This window comes from Verrucomicrobiota bacterium (assembly GCA_016871495.1).
In the GTDB taxonomy this organism is placed as follows: domain Bacteria; phylum Verrucomicrobiota; class Verrucomicrobiia; order Limisphaerales; family VHDF01; genus VHDF01.
The window spans coordinates 1-21134 of sequence record VHDF01000088.1 but is presented as its reverse complement, the minus strand read 5'-3'; the positions used below and the strand labels follow the sequence as shown (position 1 = coordinate 21134).

General features: G+C 60.8%; 16 protein-coding genes and 1 pseudogene. 12 read left to right on the top strand and 5 right to left on the bottom strand.

All coding sequences use genetic code 11. From position 1 onward, the window contains the following. Nucleotides 1-209, bottom strand: a 209-nt coding sequence (locus FJ404_16045; GenBank protein ID MBM3824372.1) for a hypothetical protein, incomplete at its 3' end; no start/stop codon positions are given. A gap of 25 nt (nt 210-234) precedes the next feature. Between FJ404_16045 and FJ404_16040 the strand changes: the two genes are divergently transcribed. Further along, the gene (locus FJ404_16040; protein ID MBM3824371.1) at nt 235-1329 is read left to right on the top strand and encodes a tetratricopeptide repeat protein; all 1095 of its coding nucleotides are present in this window, start codon (nt 235-237) and stop codon (nt 1327-1329) included. 366 nt (nt 1330-1695) lie between these two features. Here the strand turns inward: FJ404_16040 and FJ404_16035 are convergent, their stop codons facing one another. After that, complete coding sequence (locus tag FJ404_16035) at nt 1696-4809, bottom strand: hypothetical protein (protein ID MBM3824370.1); 3114 nt, start codon at nt 4807-4809, stop codon at nt 1696-1698. Nucleotides 4810-4896: 87 nt separating this feature from the next. On the opposite strand from FJ404_16035, the gene FJ404_16030 reads away from it, so the two are divergent. From FJ404_16030 to FJ404_16020, 3 genes and pseudogenes are all read left to right on the top strand, one after another. Beyond that, a complete protein-coding gene (locus FJ404_16030; protein MBM3824369.1) occupies nt 4897-5472 on the top strand; it encodes a beta-lactamase family protein in 576 nt (191 codons plus the stop codon). Continuing rightward, complete coding sequence (locus FJ404_16025; protein ID MBM3824368.1) at nt 5469-5936, top strand: beta-lactamase family protein; 468 nt, start codon at nt 5469-5471, stop codon at nt 5934-5936. The genes FJ404_16030 and FJ404_16025 overlap by 4 nt, the downstream gene beginning before the upstream one ends. A gap of 27 nt (nt 5937-5963) precedes the next feature. After that, nucleotides 5964-6149, top strand: a pseudogene (locus FJ404_16020) (beta-lactamase family protein). 9 nt (nt 6150-6158) lie between these two features. Here FJ404_16020 and FJ404_16015 read toward each other — a convergent pair. Continuing rightward, entirely contained in the window at nt 6159-7382 is a 1224-nt protein-coding gene (locus FJ404_16015; GenBank protein ID MBM3824367.1) for a hypothetical protein, read from the bottom strand. A gap of 323 nt (nt 7383-7705) precedes the next feature. On the opposite strand from FJ404_16015, the gene FJ404_16010 reads away from it, so the two are divergent. From FJ404_16010 to FJ404_16000, 3 genes are read left to right on the top strand one after another with little or no spacing between them, the layout of a single operon-like run. After that, entirely contained in the window at nt 7706-8521 is an 816-nt protein-coding gene (locus tag FJ404_16010; protein ID MBM3824366.1) for a DUF1080 domain-containing protein, read from the top strand. Further along, nucleotides 8518-9600, top strand: coding sequence for a hypothetical protein (locus tag FJ404_16005; GenBank protein MBM3824365.1), 1083 nt, complete (start codon nt 8518-8520; stop codon nt 9598-9600). The genes FJ404_16010 and FJ404_16005 overlap by 4 nt, the downstream gene beginning before the upstream one ends. Nucleotides 9601-9635: 35 nt before the next feature. Next, nucleotides 9636-11063 (top strand): sulfatase, encoded by a 1428-nt coding sequence (locus tag FJ404_16000; GenBank protein ID MBM3824364.1) that lies wholly within the window; start codon nt 9636-9638, stop codon nt 11061-11063. Here FJ404_16000 and FJ404_15995 read toward each other — a convergent pair. Together FJ404_15995 and FJ404_15990 are read right to left on the bottom strand one after the other, a co-directional pair. Then, a complete protein-coding gene (locus FJ404_15995) occupies nt 11032-12255 on the bottom strand; it encodes a radical SAM protein (GenBank protein ID MBM3824363.1) in 1224 nt (407 codons plus the stop codon). The genes FJ404_16000 and FJ404_15995 overlap by 32 nt on opposite strands. A 43-nt stretch (nt 12256-12298) precedes the next feature. Then, nucleotides 12299-13459, bottom strand: a complete 1161-nt coding sequence (locus FJ404_15990; protein MBM3824362.1) for a radical SAM protein — start codon at nt 13457-13459, stop codon at nt 12299-12301. 120 nt (nt 13460-13579) lie between these two features. On the opposite strand from FJ404_15990, the gene FJ404_15985 reads away from it, so the two are divergent. The 5 genes from FJ404_15985 to FJ404_15965 form a co-directional block, all read left to right on the top strand. After that, nucleotides 13580-15076 (top strand): c-type cytochrome, encoded by a 1497-nt coding sequence (locus FJ404_15985; protein ID MBM3824361.1) that lies wholly within the window; start codon nt 13580-13582, stop codon nt 15074-15076. Nucleotides 15077-15119: 43 nt separating this feature from the next. Continuing rightward, nucleotides 15120-18593, top strand: coding sequence for a twin-arginine translocation signal domain-containing protein (locus tag FJ404_15980; GenBank protein MBM3824360.1), 3474 nt, complete (start codon nt 15120-15122; stop codon nt 18591-18593). 40 nt (nt 18594-18633) lie between these two features. Further along, the gene (locus tag FJ404_15975) at nt 18634-19032 is read left to right on the top strand and encodes a hypothetical protein (protein ID MBM3824359.1); all 399 of its coding nucleotides are present in this window, start codon (nt 18634-18636) and stop codon (nt 19030-19032) included. A gap of 12 nt (nt 19033-19044) precedes the next feature. Next, entirely contained in the window at nt 19045-20319 is a 1275-nt protein-coding gene (locus FJ404_15970) for a nitrate oxidoreductase subunit beta (protein ID MBM3824358.1), read from the top strand. Further along, the coding region (locus FJ404_15965; protein MBM3824357.1) for a hypothetical protein at nt 20303-21134 on the top strand (832 nt) is incomplete at its 3' end. The genes FJ404_15970 and FJ404_15965, both read left to right, overlap by 17 nt.

Genomic DNA, 21134 nt, shown 5'->3' with positions numbered 1-21134 from the left:
TGGTTGGACATCACACAGTAAGTCAGGACTCTAACCCCGCAGAACGCTTCATATTCGCGCAGGATGGTCACGAACTTATCCTTTTCGGCCTCCTGGAACTTCCACTGTCGATCCACCACTCGGGACAAACAATGGTAATACCCGTTTTCCCGATCCTCCGGAACCTTCATCCTCGCCTGTCTCATGGGCAATCCATACTGAGTCAACAAATTGAAATCAAGCTTTTCTTGCAATATGTCTGTCCCTAAGTGTAGTCCCTCACATTTCATCGGGAAGGAGATCGAGGCGTTTGCGCTGTTGCCGAAAGGCGGCGTGCAATGGCTGCTTCGGATTCCATCCTGGGATTTCAAATGGCAGGACGACTACCGGTTTTCCAAGCCGATTGCCCTGCCAAAAGGGTCGTTGATCAAGACGCGATTTCGGTACGACAACTCTGCGACCAATCCTCGAAATCCTCACCATCCACCGAAACGCGTCACATACGGCTCGCTTTCGGAGCAGGAGATGTGTGCGTTGCGCCTTCAGATATCTCCGCAAAACCCGGCGGAAGTCGCGGAATTGCGGCGTGTGCTCGGCCAAAAAAAATTCGCGCAAGATTTCGCCGGGTTCAGATTCACGGTGGCATTGGATCCCAACGATGCCCGGGCGCATAACAATCTCGGCCTGTGTTTTCACGCGACCCGCCAGACGAAGCTCGCGCGCCAGCATCTCGAAGAAGCCGTTCGCTTGAATCCGCGCTATGCCTCAGCACATTACAATTTGGGAGTGCTACTAATGGACGGTCGGGAGCAAACAGCTGCGGAGGATCGTTTCCGAAAAGCCATTGAAATCAGTCCCGACCACTCGAACGCGCTCCTCAATTTGGGGAGTATTCTGGAGAATCGAGGAGCATTGACTGAGGCGGAACCGTTGCTCGTCCGATCCCTCGCTCAATTTGAAAATCCTCTCGCCCGGTTCAATCTTGGCTCGGTCCTCTTGAAACGCGGCGCGGCCAAGGAAGCCAGGCCGCACCTCGAACTCGCTCTCGCGTCCGAATCCTTGCAGCCCGCCGTCCTTCAAAACCTTGTGATTTGTTGCGCGCAGTTGGGGGACTTGGACGCTGCCCTGAAGCACGCGGAGCGTTTGACCGCGCTTCAACCGCGCCAAAGCGGCGCCTACAACCTGCTCGGCTTTGTCCATCTCAAGAAGGGTGAACCGCGCGAGGCGGTGGCAAGTTTTGAACGAGCGGTGTCGCTCAATCCCAAGGATAACCAAGCGAGTGCCAATCTGCAGCGGGCTCGAAGCGCATTGGCCGAAGCGACGGAAACCCCCTCCAACCCGCGGCCTTAAGCCTGGAAACGGCAATTAATCAGCATCGATCCCTGTTTCACAGGTATAACGGCTGAGCCATTTCTGGGGCAACCACGTATCACAGGGATGGATGGGGAATTCCTTCCTGTCCTGAAGTTCCATACAGACGGTCGATAATCCTGATTCTCATCGAGCCGTCGAAAGCCTGTTTTCATCTGCGTGTGATTCGTGTGATTGGTGGGCAAATGGCTCCCTTATCCTTGGATTTGGGATCGATCCTTAATTTCTCCTCTTTCAAAATGTCTGTCCCTTACTTTGACCAAGCAGCGGGCCGCCTTGAGCTCTTGGGGTGGATCCGGTTGGGTATGATCGATTCCCAGTCCGGTCGAGTGGGAAGGAAGTGGTTCAGCGCAGGGCGTGGAACTCGAGGAATGCCAGCAAATCGAGGATCTGGTCCGCCGTCAGCGCGTTGAGCAACCCGGCGGGCATGGGCGAGATGTCGGAAACACGGCGCGCTTGAATGGAGGACTTGAGCACCCGGGTCGTCTTGGCTTCCAGGGGATTCTCGCGCAGGACCCATTCGGTTTCTGATTCGCCTTCGACTAAACCCGAAAGTTCCGATCCGTCCTCCAGTTGCAAGACCAGCATCCGATACTTTTCATCGATGACTTTGGAAGGCTCCAGGATGTGTTCGAGGAGATCGCGCCTCCCGAATCGTCCCGAAATTCCGGCAAGATCCGGCCCCTGCGTCGCCTGACCGGGCACGGAGGTTCCGGCTCGATGGCACTGCCCGCATTGCGCCGCGATCCACGCTTCCCGCCCTTTTTCCGGGTCGCGCGCGGCGCTCACTCTCGACAGCCAGGGCTCCAAATCCGCAAGCTTCCATTCCCGGACCACCGGGGACGGATTCACGGACGGGGAAGGATTGGCCTCCGAGTCCAGCAGAGTGGACAGTGACTCCTTCTCCGCGGCGGTCAGGCTTTGAATCAACTCCTTCCGAACATCGGCCAACGCCTTGTAATAGGTTCGCGCACCCGGGAGTTGCCCGGCTCGCCGCAAGGCCTCGAACACAACTTTCCGGGACTCGAGTGTCCATCCACCGCGGGCGTTCCGCAGGAAGAACAGATAATGAAGAAGGTCCTCCGATGTGCGAGATGTTTTGAGCTTGGAGAGAGCAAAATCAAGGAGGCGAGGGGATTCAAAAAAGGCCAACATGCGGCATAGTTCGCGTTCCACCTCGGGACTTGCTCCCGATTCCATTCGATCGAACCGGGAACCCCAAAATGATTTAGCGACGGATGTGCCGTGCCGGGCGAGTGCAACCCCCAAAGCGCGCAAGACACCCAGTTGGTCCGTCTCGTCCAACCCGGGCCAGCGCACTGAGGCCAGGAGCGCGAACCGGTTGAGAATGGGTTCCAGGTCACCGCCGTTTCCCGCCCGCGCCAGGGCCAGCAGCGCGGGCCATAGCCGGCTCGTGTCATACTCCAACAGAGCCCGTTCCCGCCAATAATGCGCAGGAATCCGCTCCAACGCGATCCGCGCCGCATGCCGGATCCAGCGATCCTCGTGATTCAAATGTTCCCAGATTTTGTTGAGGCGCGACGCGACCTCGACGGGTTCGAACTCTTTGTGCCAGGACTCGAATTCCTTCCGGACCTCGCGCAAGCGAGCCGCCTTCAATCGATCGAGACGTTCGCGCCCGCTGACGGATTCCGGTTCGCCACCACCACCATTCCAAGCGACTCGATACAAGCCCGATTGGGTCCCTCGACCGCCGGTGATCAGCCACATGGCGCCATCGGGTCCGATGCAGGCGTCGGTCACATTGAAAGGCCGCCCGGCCAGGAATGGCTCCAGGGTGCCGCGATAACTTGCTCCATCAGGTTCCAGATGGACCGCCAGCACACGTCCATAAGCCCAATCGCAAATGAAAAAAGCGCGCCGATAACGCGGTGGAAACGATGCGCCATGCCCGAACAAAACCGCCGTGGGGGATGCCAATCCGACATGGGCAACGGCGGGCAGAGTATCGGCAAAGGATTCGGGAAACCGGCCCGTGCCGCGGCGGAATCCATAGTCACCCCCCGAGACCACGTGCAAAACGCGGTTGGGCATGTACCACGGAGCGCCCACGTCCCATTCCATATCCGCGTCAAAGGTGAACATCTCGCCGTCCTCGTTGAAATCGACATCCAGAGCGTTGCGAAAGCCGCCGGCGAAAAGCAGAGGAACCGGGCGCCGCGGGTCGAGCGTGAGGATGTGACCGGCGGGCGCCAGCACGTCGCCGTCGAACATGCCGGGATCCCAGGGGCAGGGAACCCACTGATCCTCCGCAAACAGGCGCAGCGGCGAATCTGCCGACACTCGCGCGGGCAGCTTCACATTGTTCCCTTGCGCCAAATACAACCAGCCCTCCAGACCCCAGCGAAGATGGTTGCGGCCATGTCCGACGCCGCCCTCCGTGTGTAAAAGTTCGGTCTTGGATTCGTAAAATCCGTCTTGGTTGGCATCGTCCAAGCGTGCAAGAAACTTCGAATTGTTCGCATGGGCGAACAACGAATTCCCGCAATGGGCCAAACCGCGACATTCGAGCAAGCTGTTGTCAATCACCTCCACCGAGGTGACCGTGAGTCCGGGAGGACGCAGCGTAAGACGAATCAACCCCTGCTTCTCCCGGGCCAACACCAACCGACCCTCATCGTCGAAACTCATGGCGACCCAGGATCCCTCGCCCGTCAGGGCGCTGCGCACCAATTCGGCTCGAAATCCGCGGGGCAATTGCAACGCGGCGGCGTCCGTGGCGTTTCCGGCCACCGAGGCCAATTTCCAACTGTTATAGGCGTCGATTGCTTTTCGAGGGTCGAAAGGATTGCCGCCCGGGGTTGCATCCACGCCCCCGAGGGTGAAGACCGGACGCCAGGGCCGCGGGGATGGAGGGGTGGACATGGGAACCCCTGGCATGGCGCGGGTGACCCAGCGAGGTCCGGAAGGAATCCACTCCTGTTGGGCCAAGCCGCTATTGAGTTCAATGAGACTCGCGACCATGGGAGGGCGTCCCGAAGCCTGTGCCGAAATCAACACGCGGTTCGGGCCAGGCCGAACATGGCGCGTGAGGTCGAGGGTTGCCAACGATGACGCGCCCTCGATCACACCCACCATCGCGCCGTTGATGAACACTTGAGAAGAACCCTCTGCCACTCCCAGAAAGACCGCTTGGACCAAGTCGCGCGGCCCTTCAAAGTCCAACGCGAATTCTACGGCTTCCATCGCGGCTTGCTCGTGCCGAATCCAATGCGGAACCGGCGGAGGGGTGACGATCTGAGCCTCGGCGATGAGAAGGCGGAGAACCAGCAGGAGAGCAACGGCCGGAGGCCACGTTCTGACAAGTTCAGGGCGACGTGGAGCCTGACTTGAAATTGGGCGGGGTCCTGCGGGGAGAGATGCTGGAGGCGGCCAAGGCGACGAGGCCGGAGCGTCCCCGGGGCGTGCTGTGAGACTGTCAATCCATCGTCGTTGCATGAGGGTCAGTTCGAATCCCGCTCGAGTGAACCAAACCGAAAGTAAATTGGAATCGCCGCCGAGGGAAGAGCGGGTTAGAAAAGGCCCATGAAATCTCCCGCCTTGATTCTGGCGTTCTCTATGGCCCTGAACCCAGTTGGAAACGACGCTGACGAGACGCTGCCAAGCGTTAGCCAAGCCATGCAAGTCATGGTGGAACGAAACGAAGTGGCCGGAGCGGTCACGGCGGTGGCGTCCGCGGACAAGATTCTGCATTTCGAGGCCGCAGGGCTGGCGGATAAAGCCGAGCGTCGCCCCATGAAGGCCGACACCCTGTTCTGGATCGCATCCATGACCAAGCCGGTGACTGGGGTAGCCGTGTTGATGCTTCAAGACGAAGGCAAGCTCAAGGTGACGGACAAGGTGGCCAAGTATTTGCCGGAGTTCGAACGTCTCCAAACGCCCTCCGGCAAACAGGCTGATCTCACCCTGGCGCAAGTGCTGTCGCATATTTCCGGTTTGGGTGAGGCGTCCGGACCTGAAGCAAGAACGGCGAAAACATTGTCGGATCTCGTTCCGCTTTGGCTCGCCGGTCCGACGCAATTCGAGCCGGGAGAAAAATGGCAATATTGTCAAAGCGGCATTAACGCGGCCGCGAGAGTTGTGGAGGTGCTGGCGGGATGACGTTCGACGAATTCTTGCGGAAGCGATTGTTCGATCCGCTCGGCATGGTGGACACCACCTTTTACCCGAGCGAAGCCCAGCGCGCCCGCTTGGTGACGGCCTACGCGAAGAACAAGGACACTGGCCAGCTCGAACCCGTTCCGCCGCGCCCGGAGTTCGGTCCTCGCGATCGTCCGCCCCAAGGCAACGGAGGGCTTTATTCCACGGCTCCGGATTACACGCGCTTCTGCCAGATGCTGCTGGGAAGGGGGGTGTGTGCGGGAAGAAGATACTTGAGCGAGGATGCGGTGAGGGAGCTCACCATCTCGCGAACGGGGACATTGCCCACGGGGTTCTTCCAAAGCGAAGCTTATGGACGGCGGGGCGGCCACTACACGTGGGGTCTCGGCACCTGCGTGTTGCGGCAACCTCACGAAGGCGCGGCGGAAGCCCTTTCGGCGGGACAACGACGTCCCCCTCAGTAAACCGGGCCAGAAGAACCTCACGAAGGCGCGGCGGAAGCCCTTTCGGCGGGGTCGTTCGGCCACGGCGGGGCTTGGGGAACACAAGCCTGGATCGATCCCAAGCTGGGCGTCTGCTATGTCCTGATGGTGCAGCGCTCCAACTTCCCCAACAGCGACGGCAGCGAGGTCCGGCGCGTTTTTCAAAATGCCGCGGCTAAGGCCTTGAAGAAGTAACCCGAGCCACTACCGCCGGAAAAGGCGGTCGAACCCGCGCCATTTGGTGGGATGAAATCCGGGCACGAAGAATCCCTCTCCGGAAGTGAAATCGTATTGGATCAAGATCGAAACGCTCTGCGCTCCGCGTCCATCCGAGCGCAAGGCATCGATCCCGTACGCGTATCCCGCGGCCACCTGCCAGCCTCCCTTGGCCGAACGGTAAATCAAGCCACCGCCACCGCCGGAATGCCAGGAACCCGGCTGGTCAAATCCCGCCGTGTAATCGATCAGGGCCGTGGCGGCATGGAGGGAAAGATTCCAGGTTTTCCTCGGGTTGATCGGCAAGAGGGCTTTTCCCGAGAACTGAAGAAATCGACGGGCGCTCAGTTCCTGAAAATAATAACCCGGCAAATCGAGCGGTAATTCTGAGGCGAATGGCAGGGAACCGCCCAACCGGAAGGCGTCCAAGCGGCTCGCGTTCAAGCTCGTTCCCATCGTGAATCCCACCTGCCAGCCAATCCGGTTCTGTGGGAGAGTATAAGCCAGCAACGCCCGCGCCCAAAACAAATGCGCCGCCGCCTCCACCCGGCGGTCTCCTGCATATCCGAAAGCAAGTTCCTCGCCGTGAACTCTTCCGTCGTACCACCCGGAGAGCTCCATGGCCAAAGCAGGGTGCAGGACCGGTTCGATCCCTCCCCAACGCAATCCGCCGCGCACATGAAGACTCGGCTCATCCGCGGGCATCACGAAGGTTGGGGAAGTGTGGCGACCCGCGGAGTACTCGGTGTAATGAACCCCCGCTCGCAACATCCCATGCAAGGGAACGCGCTGTTCAGGATTGAAACGATGATAAATCGAGCCCGAGAGATCCCCGCCATGCCCGGTGAAGGACTCTTCCTGGTAGTAGTGGCCCTGCCGGATCTCCGCGTGGCTGTCCGCGTATCCGCCCCCTTGCACGCCCAAACCAAAGTCCGTGTTCGGCCCCAGCAGGCTGCGAGCGCCCAACTCGCTCTCGAGATAAACCGGAGCGACCACCAATCTCAACGTGAGGTTCGTCCTCCATACGCCGGGCTCGTTCCAGTAGTAGAACGCGTAGCCCGCCAGCGGACTCTTCCCCTCAACGGGCTGGTCGTAACCCAATTGCAAAAGACGCCGGGACTCGGGATCAATCTGCGCCCAAGACCGGACCGCTCCGGCCAAAACAAGGCAAAGAGTCCATCCCACCGATCCAAGGCGATGTCTGAACTTCATCTCAAGTCAGGTAGCGCCCGCCCATGCCCGGGAGCAAGTCGAAAGAATGCCGGATGAAAGACCATCACCCCTTCGACTTGATTCCGGCGGTCGTCAAACAAGGAGCTCGGATCGGTGAAGAAATCGTCCTGGTCCGAGAAAGGATCAACAGCAGTTCTCATTTTGACGGATCAAGGTAGGGCGCGCACTCCGCTGCGCGCCGAAACCGGGTGTTTCCAAAGGCGGCGCGCACGGAGTGATGCGCCCTACCCACCAAAATGAGAACGACTGAAGGATCAAGGCGGAGGCTTGCCTTTTTTGCGTCGGCGTGAAAAGTGTCTTCCATGAACTCCCTCGAACGTTTCCTCGCCCTGGCCGCGCTGGGCGGCGCCGCTACCCTGCTGGTTTTCGCCGCCGACGGCAAACTCGGCTATTCCAACACCCCCCTCGTCCCCGGCACCCGCTGGCACGTTCACGACGGAGATCGTCCCCAACCCCGCATCGTCACGCCCGGGAAATCGTTCAGCCACCAAGCGCTGGCGCCATCCGACGCCAAAATTCTCTTCGACGGCACGAGCTTCAACCAGTGGCAGGTCGGCAACGGCGCGCCTCCGAAATGGAAACTCGAAAACGGTTACATGGAAGCCGTCAAAGGCGGGGGCAGCATCCGCACCAAGGATCGCTTCGCTGACTTCCAATTGCATCTGGAATTTGCCACGCCTTCGGTGGTCGATGGCTCGAGCCAGGGACGGGGCAACAGCGGGGTGCTCATGAACGGCATTTACGAAGTTCAAATTCTCGACTCCTACAACAACAAAACCTACCCCGACGGGCAAGCGGGGGCGCTCTACGGACAATCGCCTCCCCTCGTCAACGCCTCCAAGCCTCCGGGCGAATGGCAAAGCTACGACATCATCTTCGAATCCCCTCGCTGGGGGGCCGACGGCAAGATCGCCAAGAAGGCCAATGTCACGGTGATTCACAACGGAGTCATTCTTCACCATAAGAAGGAGTACCTGGGAAACACCCCGCATCAGGCCAACGGCAACTACGACAAGCCCCACGCCCCCGAGATGTTCATCGAACTCCAGGACCACAACAACCCGATCCGCTACCGCAACATCTGGATTCGCTCGATTGGCGAATACGATAAACCATGACCCACTCCGGCCTGCGCGCGGCGTGCGTCCTCCTGGCCTGTTGGTCCTGGATTGGAGCCGCTGCCGCGGAGCTTCTGGATGACCGGCACATTCGCCTCCACTCGGCGCGCGACATCCGCGCGGCCCGCCAGCGTTTGATCCAACACGTTTGGGGTGAGGGGGGCATTCCTAAACGGAGACTGCCCTCCTCGGTCTCCCGCGGAGTGCCCTCCCCCGTGCAGAAGCTTGAACACCTCGCTCGGGTGGACGAACTGCGATACGAGTTGCATCCCACGCTGACGAGTGTGGCCTACCACTTCATCCCCAAATCCCCAAACCGCTCACTCGTCATCGTCCATCATGGACACGCCTGCACTCTCGACGACGATCCTTCGCCGGAGGAAAAGGGCTATGGACTCCAAAGAACGCTCCGGGCGCTTTTGGCGGAAGGTTTCGGTGTCTTGGGCGTGTTCATGCCGCATATGCGTCCGGGCGATTGTACCGGCGGACACGACGCGATGTTCCAGATCCCCACTCCGGGCAATCCCATGCGGTTTTTTGTCGAGCCGGTGATCCATGGGCTGAACTATCTTTCGACGCGTTCACGCGAAGATCAGTTTCCTCGCTATCGCCATTTCCACATGGCTGGGTTGTCGGGTGGCGGCTGGTCCACCACGATTTGCGCCGCGCTCGACCCGCGCATTCTCACGAGCTTCTCCGTGGCGGGCACGATGCCGCTTTATCTTCGCTCGGGCGGTTCGGTGGGTGATCGTGAACAATTCGATCCCGCCTTTTACTCGCTCGCCGGTTATCCTGAACTCTATGTCCTCGGCGGCTCCGGACGAAAGCGAGTCCAGTATCAGATTCACGTGCGCGGCGACGATTGTTGTTTCGGAGAACGCCAGCACGACCTCAAGAAATCCGGCGCGGCCTATGAGGAGTCGTTGCGAGCCTACGCGGCTCGTGTGCAAACCACCCTGGCGAAGACCGGAGGAGGCCGCTTTGAGCTGGTGGTGGATGAAGTCGCGCCCAGCCACATGATCTCGCACCACGCGATTCGCACCTGGCTGATTCCGGAACTGCGCCGTTCCCGCGAATGATTCGCGCGCTCGGCATCCTGGGGATCGTCTGCGCCATGGCTGGCGGAGTCCTGGCCGACGCACGCCACAAAACGCGTCCTCCCAACATCGTGTTCTTCCTGGCGGACGATCTCGGACAACGCGACCTCGGGTGTTACGGCAGCACCTTTTACGAAACTCCCCACCTGGACCGCATGGCGCGCGAGGGCGCGCGTTTCACCCGGGCGTACGCCGCCTGTCCGGTTTGTTCGCCCACCCGGGCAAGCCTTCTCACGGGGAAGTATCCGCAACGAACGGGCATCACAGACTACATCGGCGCTCCGCAGCCGCACCAATGGAAGCGCAATACTCGCCATCTTCCGGCGCCCTATGCCGACCGCCTGGACCACCGGGAAACCACGCTGGCCGAAGCCTTCAAAGAAGCGGGCTACAAGACATTCTTTGCGGGCAAGTGGCATCTGGGACCCGAATCCCACTGGCCCGAAAATCAAGGCTTCGATTTCAACTTCGGCGGAATCGACCGGGGCGGCCCTTACGGAGGCAATAGGTATTTTTCGCCTTATGGAAACCCGCGGTTGAGCGACGGTCCACCGGGGGAACATCTGCCCGACCGGCTGGCAACCGAGGCGGCCCGATTCATCCACACGCATCGGGAGCGTCCCTTCTTCATCTTTTTCCCTTTCTACTCGGTGCATACCCCGCTGATGGCTCGACCGGATCTGGAGAGAAAGTATCAAGCGCGCCGGGCCGCGCTGTCCGAACGCGACCGATTTGGCGATGAACCGCCGCGCCGGGTTCGATTATCCCAGGACCACGCGGTGTACGGCGGTATGGTGGAGGCGATGGACGCGGCCGTGGGCAAAGTCTTGGAGGCGCTGGATCAGGCCGGCCTCGCAGAACACACGCTGGTCGTATTCACCAGCGACAATGGCGGATTGTCCACCAGTGAAGGCTCTCCCACGTCCAACCATCCCCTCCGCGCCGGCAAGGGCTGGCTCTACGAAGGCGGCATTCGGGAACCGATGATCATGCGCTGGAAAGGCGTCGTGCCCGCCGGGCTCGTCAATGCCACCCCGGTAACCAGCCCCGATTTTTATCCGACCCTGCTCGAAGCCGCGGGATTGCCCCCACGCCCCCTCCAGCATCTCGACGGACGGTCATTCTATCGCTCGCTGGTGACGGGAAAAAGGGCGGTTCGCACTCCGCTTTACTGGCATTATCCGCACTATGGAAATCAAGGCGGCGCCCCGAGCGCGGCGATCCTGGACGGCGACTGGAAACTGATCGAGTGGTTCGAGGACGGGAAGCTTGAATTGTTCGATTTGAGTTCAGATCCCGAAGAGCGTGTCAATCGGGCGGAGTTGCAAGCGCGCCGAGCCCGCCAGTTGCGGAAAAAGCTCCGCTCCTGGCAAACCGAGGTCAACGCCCGCTGGAGCAACCCGAATCCTGCCTTCAACCCCGACCTTCCTGATGGCCGCCGATGAATTGAGATTTTCCGGTTTCATGCTCGGGCGGGCGGATCTCCTCTGCGGTCAGGTAGCAGGCCGGGTCCGGCGCCCAGAGATTGCGGTGCACTTGGACCGCGCGGACGCGGAAGCCACCGCCGCAGATGCGGAGGAAGCGACAGTTCGCACATCTGCCTTCGAGCCGACCGGTGCGCTGCCGTAACGCCGCCAGGGTTTCGTTTTCAGGGTTGCTCCAAATTTCGCTGAACGGACGCTGCCGGACGTTTCCCAGCGTCAGCGTTTGCCAGAACTGGTCGGGGTGCACGTTGCCTTGGGTGTCAATGTTGCCGATGCCCGTGCCGCTGCCATGCGAGCCCCCTCCATTCCAGCGCAGCAATCGAAGCGCCTCGTCCGCTCGTTCGGGATCCTCCCGTTGCAATCGCAGATAGAGATAGGCGCCGTCGGCGGGTTGATCGACGGTGAGCACTTCGCGAGGCGGGCCCGAAGCCGCCCAGCGCGCCGTACGATCGATAATCTTATCCAAAGCGGAGCGCGTTTGCTCGTGGCTCACATCGACCACACTACGGCCCCGTCCACTGTAGACCAGGTGATAGAAGCAGACACGATCGATGTCCTCGGCTTCGATGAAATCCAGAATCCGGTCGAGGTCGGCGACGTTGTGAGCGGAGAGCGTCAACCTTAAACCCACTTTTTGTCCGGCGGCCTTGCAATGCCGGAACGCCTCCACGCTCTTCTCGAAAGCACCGGTTCGACCGCGAAAGTGATCATGCGTGGCGCCCATGCCGTCCAGCGATATCCCAACATAGGCGAAGCCAAGCTCCTTCAACCGTGTGGCGGTCTCGCGATGGATGAGAGTGCCGTTGGTGGAGAGAGTCAGGCGAAGCCCCAGGCTGCGCGCGTGAGTGGCGAGGTCGAAGAAACGAGGATGAATCAGCGGTTCGCCGCCGGAGAGCAGAACGCCGGGCACGCCGAATTGGGCGAGATCCTCGAGCACTTGGCGGCATTGGTCCCAAGTCAACTCACCCGGATACTCCCGGGCATCGGAGTCGGAGTAACAATGGATGCATTGGAGGTTGCATCGGCGGGTGATGTTCCAGACCACGACGGGCCGGCGCTCGGCGGCGTAACGGGGAGCGCCGTGGCCGCGTCCATAGCGAAGGGCATCCGCAGGCTGGGCCTGGCCGCAATACAGTTTCGTGATATTGATCATGATGAGGTCGAGTCGGTGGAGTTTGCCGCACTGTCGCTGTCGCTCATGACAGAAGAGGATCGTCCGAAGGATGGGTTGGAGCCATTGCAGTCCTTGGCCTGGAGTGCCTCTTCTTTGCCCTTTGCCTCTGCGGCTCCGCGCCGGAGACTGGGTCCTGCGGCGGATGACTGCGGGGAGGAGGTTGGTAGGAGCACAAGGGTTCCTCGCCAAAAGGGTCGCCCGTCAGGGCGAAGGCCCGCGCGCGCGAGCCTCCGCAGATGGATTTGAATTCGCAACGTCCGCATTTTCCTTGGAGCAGGCTCGGATCGCGCAATCCCCGGAAAAGCGGGTTGTTCCGATACACTTCAAGCAGCTCGTCGCTACGCACATTGCCGGCGGTCAGCGGCAGGAAACCGCTGGGCTGGATGTGGCCGACGTGCGAGATGAACACGAATCCCTTGCCATCGTTGATTCCGAGCGGCGCGCGCGAGCGGGAGGGTGACCCTCCCCGGGACTGCTGGAGCAGCACCCGGCGATAATGCTGGCCCTCGGTGGTTTTGATGTCGAAGGGAACCGCAAGGGATAACAGCGCAAGCCGCTCGAACAAGGTTTCCATCTCCTCCGCGGAGAGCAAGTCATCGGCGCGCCCTCGCCCGGTCGGCACCAACTGGAACACGCTCCACAGGACCGGCTGGAGTTGGCGCAACAACTCGACGAACGCGTCGAACTCGCCCAAATTTTGACGCGTAAAGGTCGTGTTGATCTGCACCGCGATGCCCGCGCGCGCGGCGTTGGTGATGGCTTCCATCGTCCATTTCCACGTCCCGGGCACGCCACGGAACCGGTCATGGGTCTCCTGGCTTGCGCCATCGAGACTTAAGGAAATCCGTTCGATGCCGGCCGAGCGGAATGGGCCAAGTTCGGTCCTGGCGAATTCGGGTGTGGCGCTGGGACTGAGGCTCACGCGCCAGCCGTGCTGCCTGGCGTGGCGCACGAGCACCTCGAGGTCGGGGCGGCGAAACGGATCCGCTCCGGTCATGACGAACAGCGCCGGACGGCAGCGCGCGACTTGTTCGATCAGCCGGAACGACTCGCGCGTGGTGAGTTCGAGAGGATGAGGAATCGAATTTGCCTCAGCGCGGCAGTGCCGGCAGGCGAGTCCGCACGCCCGGGTTGCTTCCCAGATCACGATGAACGGGCGATCCTGAAAGTCGAATGGGGTCATGATCGCAGCGTGGCAGAACCCCAAGACCCGGCATTGACCTGGGTCAAGGAAACGGGAGCTTGCTTGAGGTAAATTGGAAAGTGATGAAAACAGGAGCTTTCCTTCGGTTCATCGTCGGCGGTGCCTTCCTCCCGGTTCTTCTCCTCAAGGCTCAATCTCCTGCCTCTTCCAGCGGTGGATCTCTACTTGCAACGGGCAAGCGGGTTTTCGACGCGCATTGTGCGGCATGTCACGGGGGCAATGGGGATGGCAACGGACCCGCCTCCGTGTGGCTTTTTCCCAAGCCCCGAAATTTCAACGCCGGCGGGTTCGCTGCCCTCGGACGAGGACCTCCTGGAGACCCTCACGCGCGGGATGCCAGGCAGTTCGATGCCGAGCTTTGCCTACCTCCCCGAGGAGGAGCGGCGGGAGGTCGTGCGGTATGTCAAGTGGCTGACGGCGGATGTGGATGCGGCGGGGAGGCGGGTCAACAAATTCGAGGAGGCCAAGGCCAAGGGCGAGTTGAAACCCGCGGTGATCGTCCCTCCGGAGCCGGGGGTGACCGTTGAGGCGCTGGTCAAAGGACGAGAACTTTTCGCCAAACTTGCTTGCAACGCCTGCCACGGGGACACCGGCGCCGGGGATGGACCCTCCGCACCGACCTTGAAAGACAACTGGGGCGTGCCCTTGCCGCCACGCGACTTCACCATCGGCGCCTTCCGCGGCGGATCGACCGGGCGAGATTTGTATCTGCGCATCCACAACGGCATGGCGGGCACGCCGATGTTGGGTTACGGCGCGGGGGTCCTGTCACCGGAGGAGCGGTGGTCGCTCGTGTTGCACATTCAGTCCCTCCGCCGCAAGGACGCCGAGGTGCACGATATTCTCCAACCCGAAGACGCCGACATTCAGGTGCGGCGGACGAGCAAGGTTCCGGCGACGCCGTCCGATCCGGCGTGGGAAAGCTTGGACAGTGTGAGGGTGCCGCTTAACCCGCTCTGGCCCGAACCATATCCGGTGCCGACGGTGGCGGTGACGGCGCTGCACGACGGGCAGAAACTGGCCATCCTGTTGCAATGGCGCGACGACCTTGCCAACGGCACTCCGGTGCGTGTGGAGGATTTCCAGGACGCCGTCGCACTGCAGTTTTCGATCAAGGGCACCACCCCGTTCCTCGGGATGGGCGACGCGGATCATCCGGTGAACATCTGGATGTGGAAGGCGGGATGGCAACAAACGGCGGATGGCCAGCGGCAGGACGTGCACACGCTGCATCCCTCGATGCATGTGGACACCTATTTCGAGGCTCGCGGGCAGGTTCCCACCGCCGAGGCCGCGGGCAATCTCCAGGCTCGATCGCAGATGGCTTCACCGGTTGAAGATGCCAACGCTCGAGGGTTCGGCTCCTTCACGCCGCAGCCTGCGGTCGAACAGAATGTCCGCGGCCAGGGCTTTTGGCGCGACGGGTTCTGGAGCGTGATGGTCAGCCGCGAATTGAAGTCCACGTTTGCGGACGACGTGAATTTCGCCGAGAGGCGGCCGGTGCCGGTGGCTTGTGCGGTGTGGAACGGCCAGCAGCGTGATCGCAACGGGCGGAAGGTGATCAGCAACTGGTATCGCCTGATCTTGGAACCATGAACGAAAACGAAATGGTCGCGACGAATCTCAACCCTCCCTTCGCATGAGCACTTCACCCCTTTCCCGGCGTGACTTCATTCAACGCAGCGGCCTTGCGGGCGCGGGTGTGGCGGCCGCGCAGTGTCTTCCGTTGCGTTTCCTGCAGGCGCAAACCTCCGGCGAGGTGGTCGCGAATCCGCTCGCGTTCTATCCCCATCGCGATTGGGAGAAATTCTATCGCGACCAGTATGCCTATGATCAGACCTTTTCGTGGGTGTGCGCGCCGAATGACACGCACAATTGCCGTGTGACGGCGCATGTTCGCAACGGAGTCATCGTGCGCATGGGGGAACATTACGACACCGGCACCTATGCCGACCTTTACGGCAACAAGGCGTCCCTCAACTGGGGCAATCGGCATTGCGCCAAGGGTTACACATTCCATCGCATCGTCTACGGACCGTACCGGCTGAAGCATCCCATCGTGCGGCGCGGTTGGAAGCGGTGGGCCGATGACGGATTTCCCCATCTCACCAGGGAATTGCGCCTCAAGTACAAGTTCGACTCGCGCGGCACGGACAAGTACGAAAAGATCTCCTGGGATGACGCGTTCTCGTACATTGCCAGGGGCTTGAAGGCCATCGCCACCCGCTACAGCGGCGAGTCTGGCGCCAAGCTCCTCGCCGAGCAGGGTTATCCGCCGGAGATGATCCAGGAGATGGGCGGCGCGGGCACCCGGACGCTGAAGTTTCGCGGAGGCATGGGCCTGCTGGGGGTGCTGGGAAAATACGGCATGTATCGGCTCGGCAATTCGATGGCGTTGCTTGACGTGCATGTGCGCGGTGTCAAGCCGGAGGAGGCAAAGGCCGGCCGCAACTGGTCGAACTACACCTGGCAAGGCGATCAGGCTCCCGGCCAGCCGTGGGTGCATGGATTGCAGAATTCCGAGTGCGATTTCAATGACCATCGCTACTCGAAACTCATCATCATGAACGGGAAGAATCTGGTGGAAAACAAGATTACCGATTCCCACTGGTTCATCGAGTGCATGGAGCGGGGCGCCAAGATCGTCATCATCGCGCCCGAATACGGGGCTCCTTCAACCAAATGCGACTATTGGGTGCCGATCCGGCCCTCGACCGACGCCGCGCTCTGGCTGGGTGTCACACGCGTGATGATGGACAACCGGTGGTATGATGAAAAATTCGTCAAGGCCTTCACGGACTTCCCGCTGCTCATCCGCGCCGACAACCTGAAGCGGCTGCGAGCCGCAGAGGTTTTCCCCCATTACCGAAGCACACTCCCGGAAAACGGGCCCAGCAAGAAAGTGCAGGGCTTGACCGACGAGCAACACCAAAAACTGGGCGATTTCGTGGTGTGGGATAGTAAGACCCAAGGACCAAAAGCGCTGACGCGGGACATGGTGGGCGAGGCGCTTTGGAACGCAGGCCTCGATCCGGTCCTCGATGGCACCTGGAAAATCAAGCTGGTGGATGGCCCTGAGGTGGAGGTGAAGACCGCGTGGACGCAGTATCGGATTCATCTTCAAGATTACGACATCGAGACCGTTTCGCAGATCACCTCGTCGCCGAAGGAGATGATTCAGCAACTCGCGAAGGACATCGCGACGATCACACCGGTGTCGATCAATCAAGGCGAGGGAATCAACCATTGGTTCTACGCGACGGAGGCGAATCGCGCCGCCTATTTGCCGGTGATGCTCACCGGCAACATCGACCGGAAGGGGGCGGGCTGTCACGGTTGGGCGGGGAATTACAAGGCCGCGCTGTTCCAGGGCAGCAAGGTCACCGGGCCCGGATTCAAGGGATGGATTGCGGAAGACCCCTTTCATCCGAACCTCGATCCCGCCGCGCACGGGCGCGATATCCAAGCGCACGCCTTCGCCAAAGACGAGGAACCGGCGTATTGGAATCACGGGGATGTGCCGTTGATTGTGAACACGCCGAAGGAAGGCCGGAAGGTGTTCACCGGCAGGACGCACATGCCCACGCCGACCAAGGCGATCTTCTTCACGAACGTGAATCTGATCAACAACGCCAAGTGGGCCTATGGCGTGATCAAGAACGTCAATCCCAAGGTCGAGTTGATCGTTTCAAACGAGGTCCAGATGACCGCCTCGATCGAGCAGTCCGACTTCGGCCTCCCGGCCAATTCCTGGGTCGAGTTCCAGGACCTGGAAGTCACGGCGAGCTGCTCGAACCCGTTTCTGCAAATCTGGAAGGGCGGCATCAAACCGGTGTACGATTCCAAGGACGATCTGACCATCCTCGCCGGAATCGCGTCCGGTTTGGCCAAGATCACTGGAGACCGGCGATTTGCGGACTATTTTCACTTCGAGCTGAACGGGCAGCGCCGCGTCTATCTCCAGCGCCTGCTCGATTCCTGCACGACGACCGCCGGGTACCGCCTCGACGACATCATGGCCGGCAAATACGGTCCGCCGGGCGGCGCCCTCATGCTGTTCCGTTCCTATCCGCGCGTGCCTTTCTACGAGCAGATTCACGACAGTTATCCTTTCTACACCGAAACCGGGCGGCTGCACTCTTATAGCGACGATCCGACCGCGATCAGTTGCGGCGAGAATTTCATCGTCCACCGCGAGGGTCCGGAGGCGACGCCGTATTTGCCGAACGTCATCATCAGCGCCAATCCCTGGGTTCGGCCCAACGACTATGGAATCCCGCTGACCGCCGAGCATTGGGACGAGCGAACCATTCGCAATGTGAAAATGCCATGGTCTGAGGCGAAGCAAACGAAGAACTTTCTGTGGGAGAAGGGATTTCATTTCTACTGCCTCACGCCGAAGTCGCGGCATTCCGTTCACTCCTCGTGGGCGAACGTGGACTGGCATCTGATTTGGAATTCGAATTTCGGCGACCCGTATCGCCTCGACAAGCGCCTGCCGAACGTCAGCGAGCATCAGCTTCACATGAATCCGGAAGCGGCGCGCGATCTCGGGTTGAACGATGGCGATTATGTTTATGTCGATGCCAATCCCGCCGACCGCCCGTACCTGGGGGCGACCCCAAGCGATCCCTTCTACAAGGTCAGCCGTTGCATGTTGCGGGTCACGCTCAACGCCGCCTACCCGTATCACGTGGTCATGATGAAGCACGGATCCTTTATCGCGACGGAAAAAACCGTGAAAGCCCAGCAAACCCGGCCCGACGGCCTGTCCCTGAAGGACGAGGGCTACATCTCGAACTTCCGCTTCGGGTCTCAGCAATCGATCAACCGCAACTGGCACATGCCCATGCACCAGACCGACACCCTGTTCCACAAAGCGAAAGTGAACATGAGTTTCATCTTCGGCGGCGAGGCGGACAATCACGCGATCAACACGGTGCCCAAGGAGTGCCTGGTGCGCGTGTCCAAAGCGGAGGATGGCGGCTTGGGCGGCAAGGGCGTGTGGAAAGGGGGCACCGACGGCATGTCTCCCAACGCCGAGAGCGAGGTGATGAAGCGCTACCTGGCCGGCAAGATGGGCGAGGGCGGCGGCGGACTGACTTTTGAGTGATGAAGTTGAATCGCAACCCGAACCCAACACAACCCGTCTCATGCCTAAAGACGAATTCGATTTTGAAGATCCTCTCGAACTGAACGGTGTGGCTTTCCTGACCGAAGAGGATACGAGCGCGGAGATGACGCAATGCTTCGCCGAGGAGTTCCTGCGCCTGGGTTATGGCCCTGACCAGGTGCTCGCGCTCTTCGCCAACCCGCATTACACCGGACCCCATATGGTGATGATGAACAAAGGCGAGGCTTTCGTGCGAGGCATGATCGCTGAGACATTTGCCCGCTGGGGGAAGCGGGTGGATTGGGCGCCCGGTGTTGCCTCCCATCCGCCTTCCCCGGTTCATCGTTCCACAGACCGTTCCCCCGCATCCGCGGGCTCCGATCTTGATTCCGGCGCGCTCCGCCCCGCTCCTCACGGGCACCCCCCCACTGAAACTTAAACCCACCCCACTATGAGCAACGTCTTTAACTGGCAACTCGGACGGGAGATGGAGTTCCCCTACGAGGCCAGATTTCCCGACGAGCAGTTCGCCTTCGTCTTCAATCTCAATCGCTGCATCGGGTGCCAAAGTTGCACCATGGCCTGCAAGTCCACCTGGACCTTCAACCGGGGGCAGGAAGCGATGTGGTGGAACAACGTTGAAACCAAACCCTACGGCGGTTATCCGCATCATTGGGACGTCAAGACGCTTGATCTCCTGGACAAAGCCAACCCTGGCGGCCAGACCTGGGGCGGGACTCGGCGCGACCTCCGCGCTCCGTACGGCGAGTTCAAGGGCAAGACCATCTTCGAGGCGGCCAAGAACAACATCAGCCCCGAAGGCGCGCAGAAGGCCCTCGGCTACCTGCCGACCGACGAGGAATGGTCAGCGCCCAACCGTTTCGAGGATAATCCGGCGGGAGCGGAGAAGAGCCGGCGTGGGCAGATGTCCTTCTCCGAGGGCGAAGCGGCACCGCAGCATAGGACCTGGTTCTTCTATCTCGCGCGCCTCTGCAACCATTGCTCCTATCCCGCGTGCCTCGTTGCGTGCCCGCGCCATGCGATCTACAAACGGCCGGAAGACGGCATCGTGCTGGTCGATCAGGAACGCTGCCGCGGATATCGCAAGTGCATGGAAGCCTGTCCCTACAAAAAGACCTTCTATCGCAGCACCACGCGCACGAGTGAGAAATGCATCGGCTGTTTTCCGCGAGTCGAAGGGCGCGATCCGGAGGGACGCGGCCTGCCGATGCAAACCCGGTGCATGTCGGCTTGCGTGGGCCATATCCGTCTGCAGGGCCTCGTTCGAATCGAGAAAGACGGCGCCTGGAAGGAGGATCGCTCTAACCCCCTCTTTTATCTCATCCATGTCGCGAAAGTGGCGCTGCCGCTTTACCCTCAGTTTGGGACGGAACCGAACGGGTATTACATCCCGCCGCGATGGGTGCCGCGAGCCTATCTCAAGCAAATGTTCGGGCCCGGCGTGGATGACGCGATCGAACGCTACGCTTTGCCCGACCGCGAACTGCTCGCCGTGCTTCAGCTTTTCGGCAAAGACCCGCGCATCTGCTTCCGCTACGAGATCAAGGAAGGCCCGAAGGTGTTTGAAACCGAAATCCGCGGGAAGAAGTTCACGTTGTACGACGACACCATCATCGGGTATTCCAAGGACGGCACGAAAATCCTCGAAACGCGCGTGGAAGAGCCGTTCCACGTGCGCCCCGACCAACATGCCAACTCCATCTGAATCACCACGAAGATCGGACTTCGGCACCGGCCGATGCGCCCCGCCGCGGTCCATTTTCGAGAATTACCACATCACTTCACCCGAAACTGCCGCCGTCTCAACCGACGCCACGAGGACAGAGGTTTCACGAGCGCCGACCGCGAACGCCGGAGCTCCCATCACCCTCCAAACCCGCATCGATTCGGCGTGGGCAAGGTCTTTTCTTTACCGGCTGCTCGCCCAGGCTTACGAGAATCCGGAACCCGGAAGCTGGCAGTGGCTCACCAGCCATCCGACCCGGCAGGCGCTACGTTCCACGGTGCAAACGCTTGCGGATTCCGCCCCCGTCTCCTTCATGCTGACCGCCGCTGAACTGGCCAAGCAACTGACGCGGGACGCGTTCGAAGGTTTTCTCTCAGCCCACGTGACCTGCTTTGGCCACACCGTGCGGGGGGATTGTCCGATGAACGAAATCGAATACGGCGATATCAAGGCCGACCCATTGTTTCAACCGCACAGACTCGCGGATCTCGGGGCCTTTTACGCCGCGTTCGGACTGGAGATGTCGCCGGACGCGGCCGAACGCCAAGACCACGTCTGCATTGAACTCGAATTCATGTCGGTGCTGGCCGCGAAGGAGGCGTTCGCGCACGAACATCAACTTGATGAGGAGCAGAGAGAGGTGTGCTGTGACGCCCAGCGAGCGTTCTTGCGCGAGCGGACGGCGGCCCGGCACCCCCGCGTTGCAGATTCGCCGGTTCCACGCCGATCGGGAGCGATGTTATGCGGTAACCGACCCGGACGAGCGCAACACCGCCTTTTTCAAAGTTCATTTC

Excerpts from the sequence above, each read along its gene's own strand:
- FJ404_16005 (MBM3824365.1), top strand. The coding sequence starts at position 8,518 with ATGACCCACTCCGGCCTGCGCGCGGCGTGCGTCCTCCTGGCCTGTTGG.
- FJ404_15995 (MBM3824363.1), bottom strand. The coding sequence starts at position 12,255 with ATGATCAATATCACGAAACTGTATTGCGGCCAGGCCCAGCCTGCGGAT.
- FJ404_15980 (MBM3824360.1), top strand. The coding sequence starts at position 15,120 with ATGAGCACTTCACCCCTTTCCCGGCGTGACTTCATTCAACGCAGCGGC.
- FJ404_16025 (MBM3824368.1), top strand. The coding sequence starts at position 5,469 with ATGACGTTCGACGAATTCTTGCGGAAGCGATTGTTCGATCCGCTCGGC.
- FJ404_15970 (MBM3824358.1), top strand. The coding sequence starts at position 19,045 with ATGAGCAACGTCTTTAACTGGCAACTCGGACGGGAGATGGAGTTCCCC.
- FJ404_16015 (MBM3824367.1), bottom strand. The coding sequence starts at position 7,382 with ATGAAGTTCAGACATCGCCTTGGATCGGTGGGATGGACTCTTTGCCTT.
- FJ404_16000 (MBM3824364.1), top strand. The coding sequence starts at position 9,636 with ATGGCTGGCGGAGTCCTGGCCGACGCACGCCACAAAACGCGTCCTCCC.
- FJ404_15990 (MBM3824362.1), bottom strand. The coding sequence starts at position 13,459 with ATGACCCCATTCGACTTTCAGGATCGCCCGTTCATCGTGATCTGGGAA.
- FJ404_16030 (MBM3824369.1), top strand. The coding sequence starts at position 4,897 with ATGAAATCTCCCGCCTTGATTCTGGCGTTCTCTATGGCCCTGAACCCA.
- FJ404_15975 (MBM3824359.1), top strand. The coding sequence starts at position 18,634 with ATGCCTAAAGACGAATTCGATTTTGAAGATCCTCTCGAACTGAACGGT.
- FJ404_16040 (MBM3824371.1), top strand. The coding sequence starts at position 235 with ATGTCTGTCCCTAAGTGTAGTCCCTCACATTTCATCGGGAAGGAGATC.
- FJ404_16010 (MBM3824366.1), top strand. The coding sequence starts at position 7,706 with ATGAACTCCCTCGAACGTTTCCTCGCCCTGGCCGCGCTGGGCGGCGCC.
- FJ404_16035 (MBM3824370.1), bottom strand. The coding sequence starts at position 4,809 with ATGCAACGACGATGGATTGACAGTCTCACAGCACGCCCCGGGGACGCT.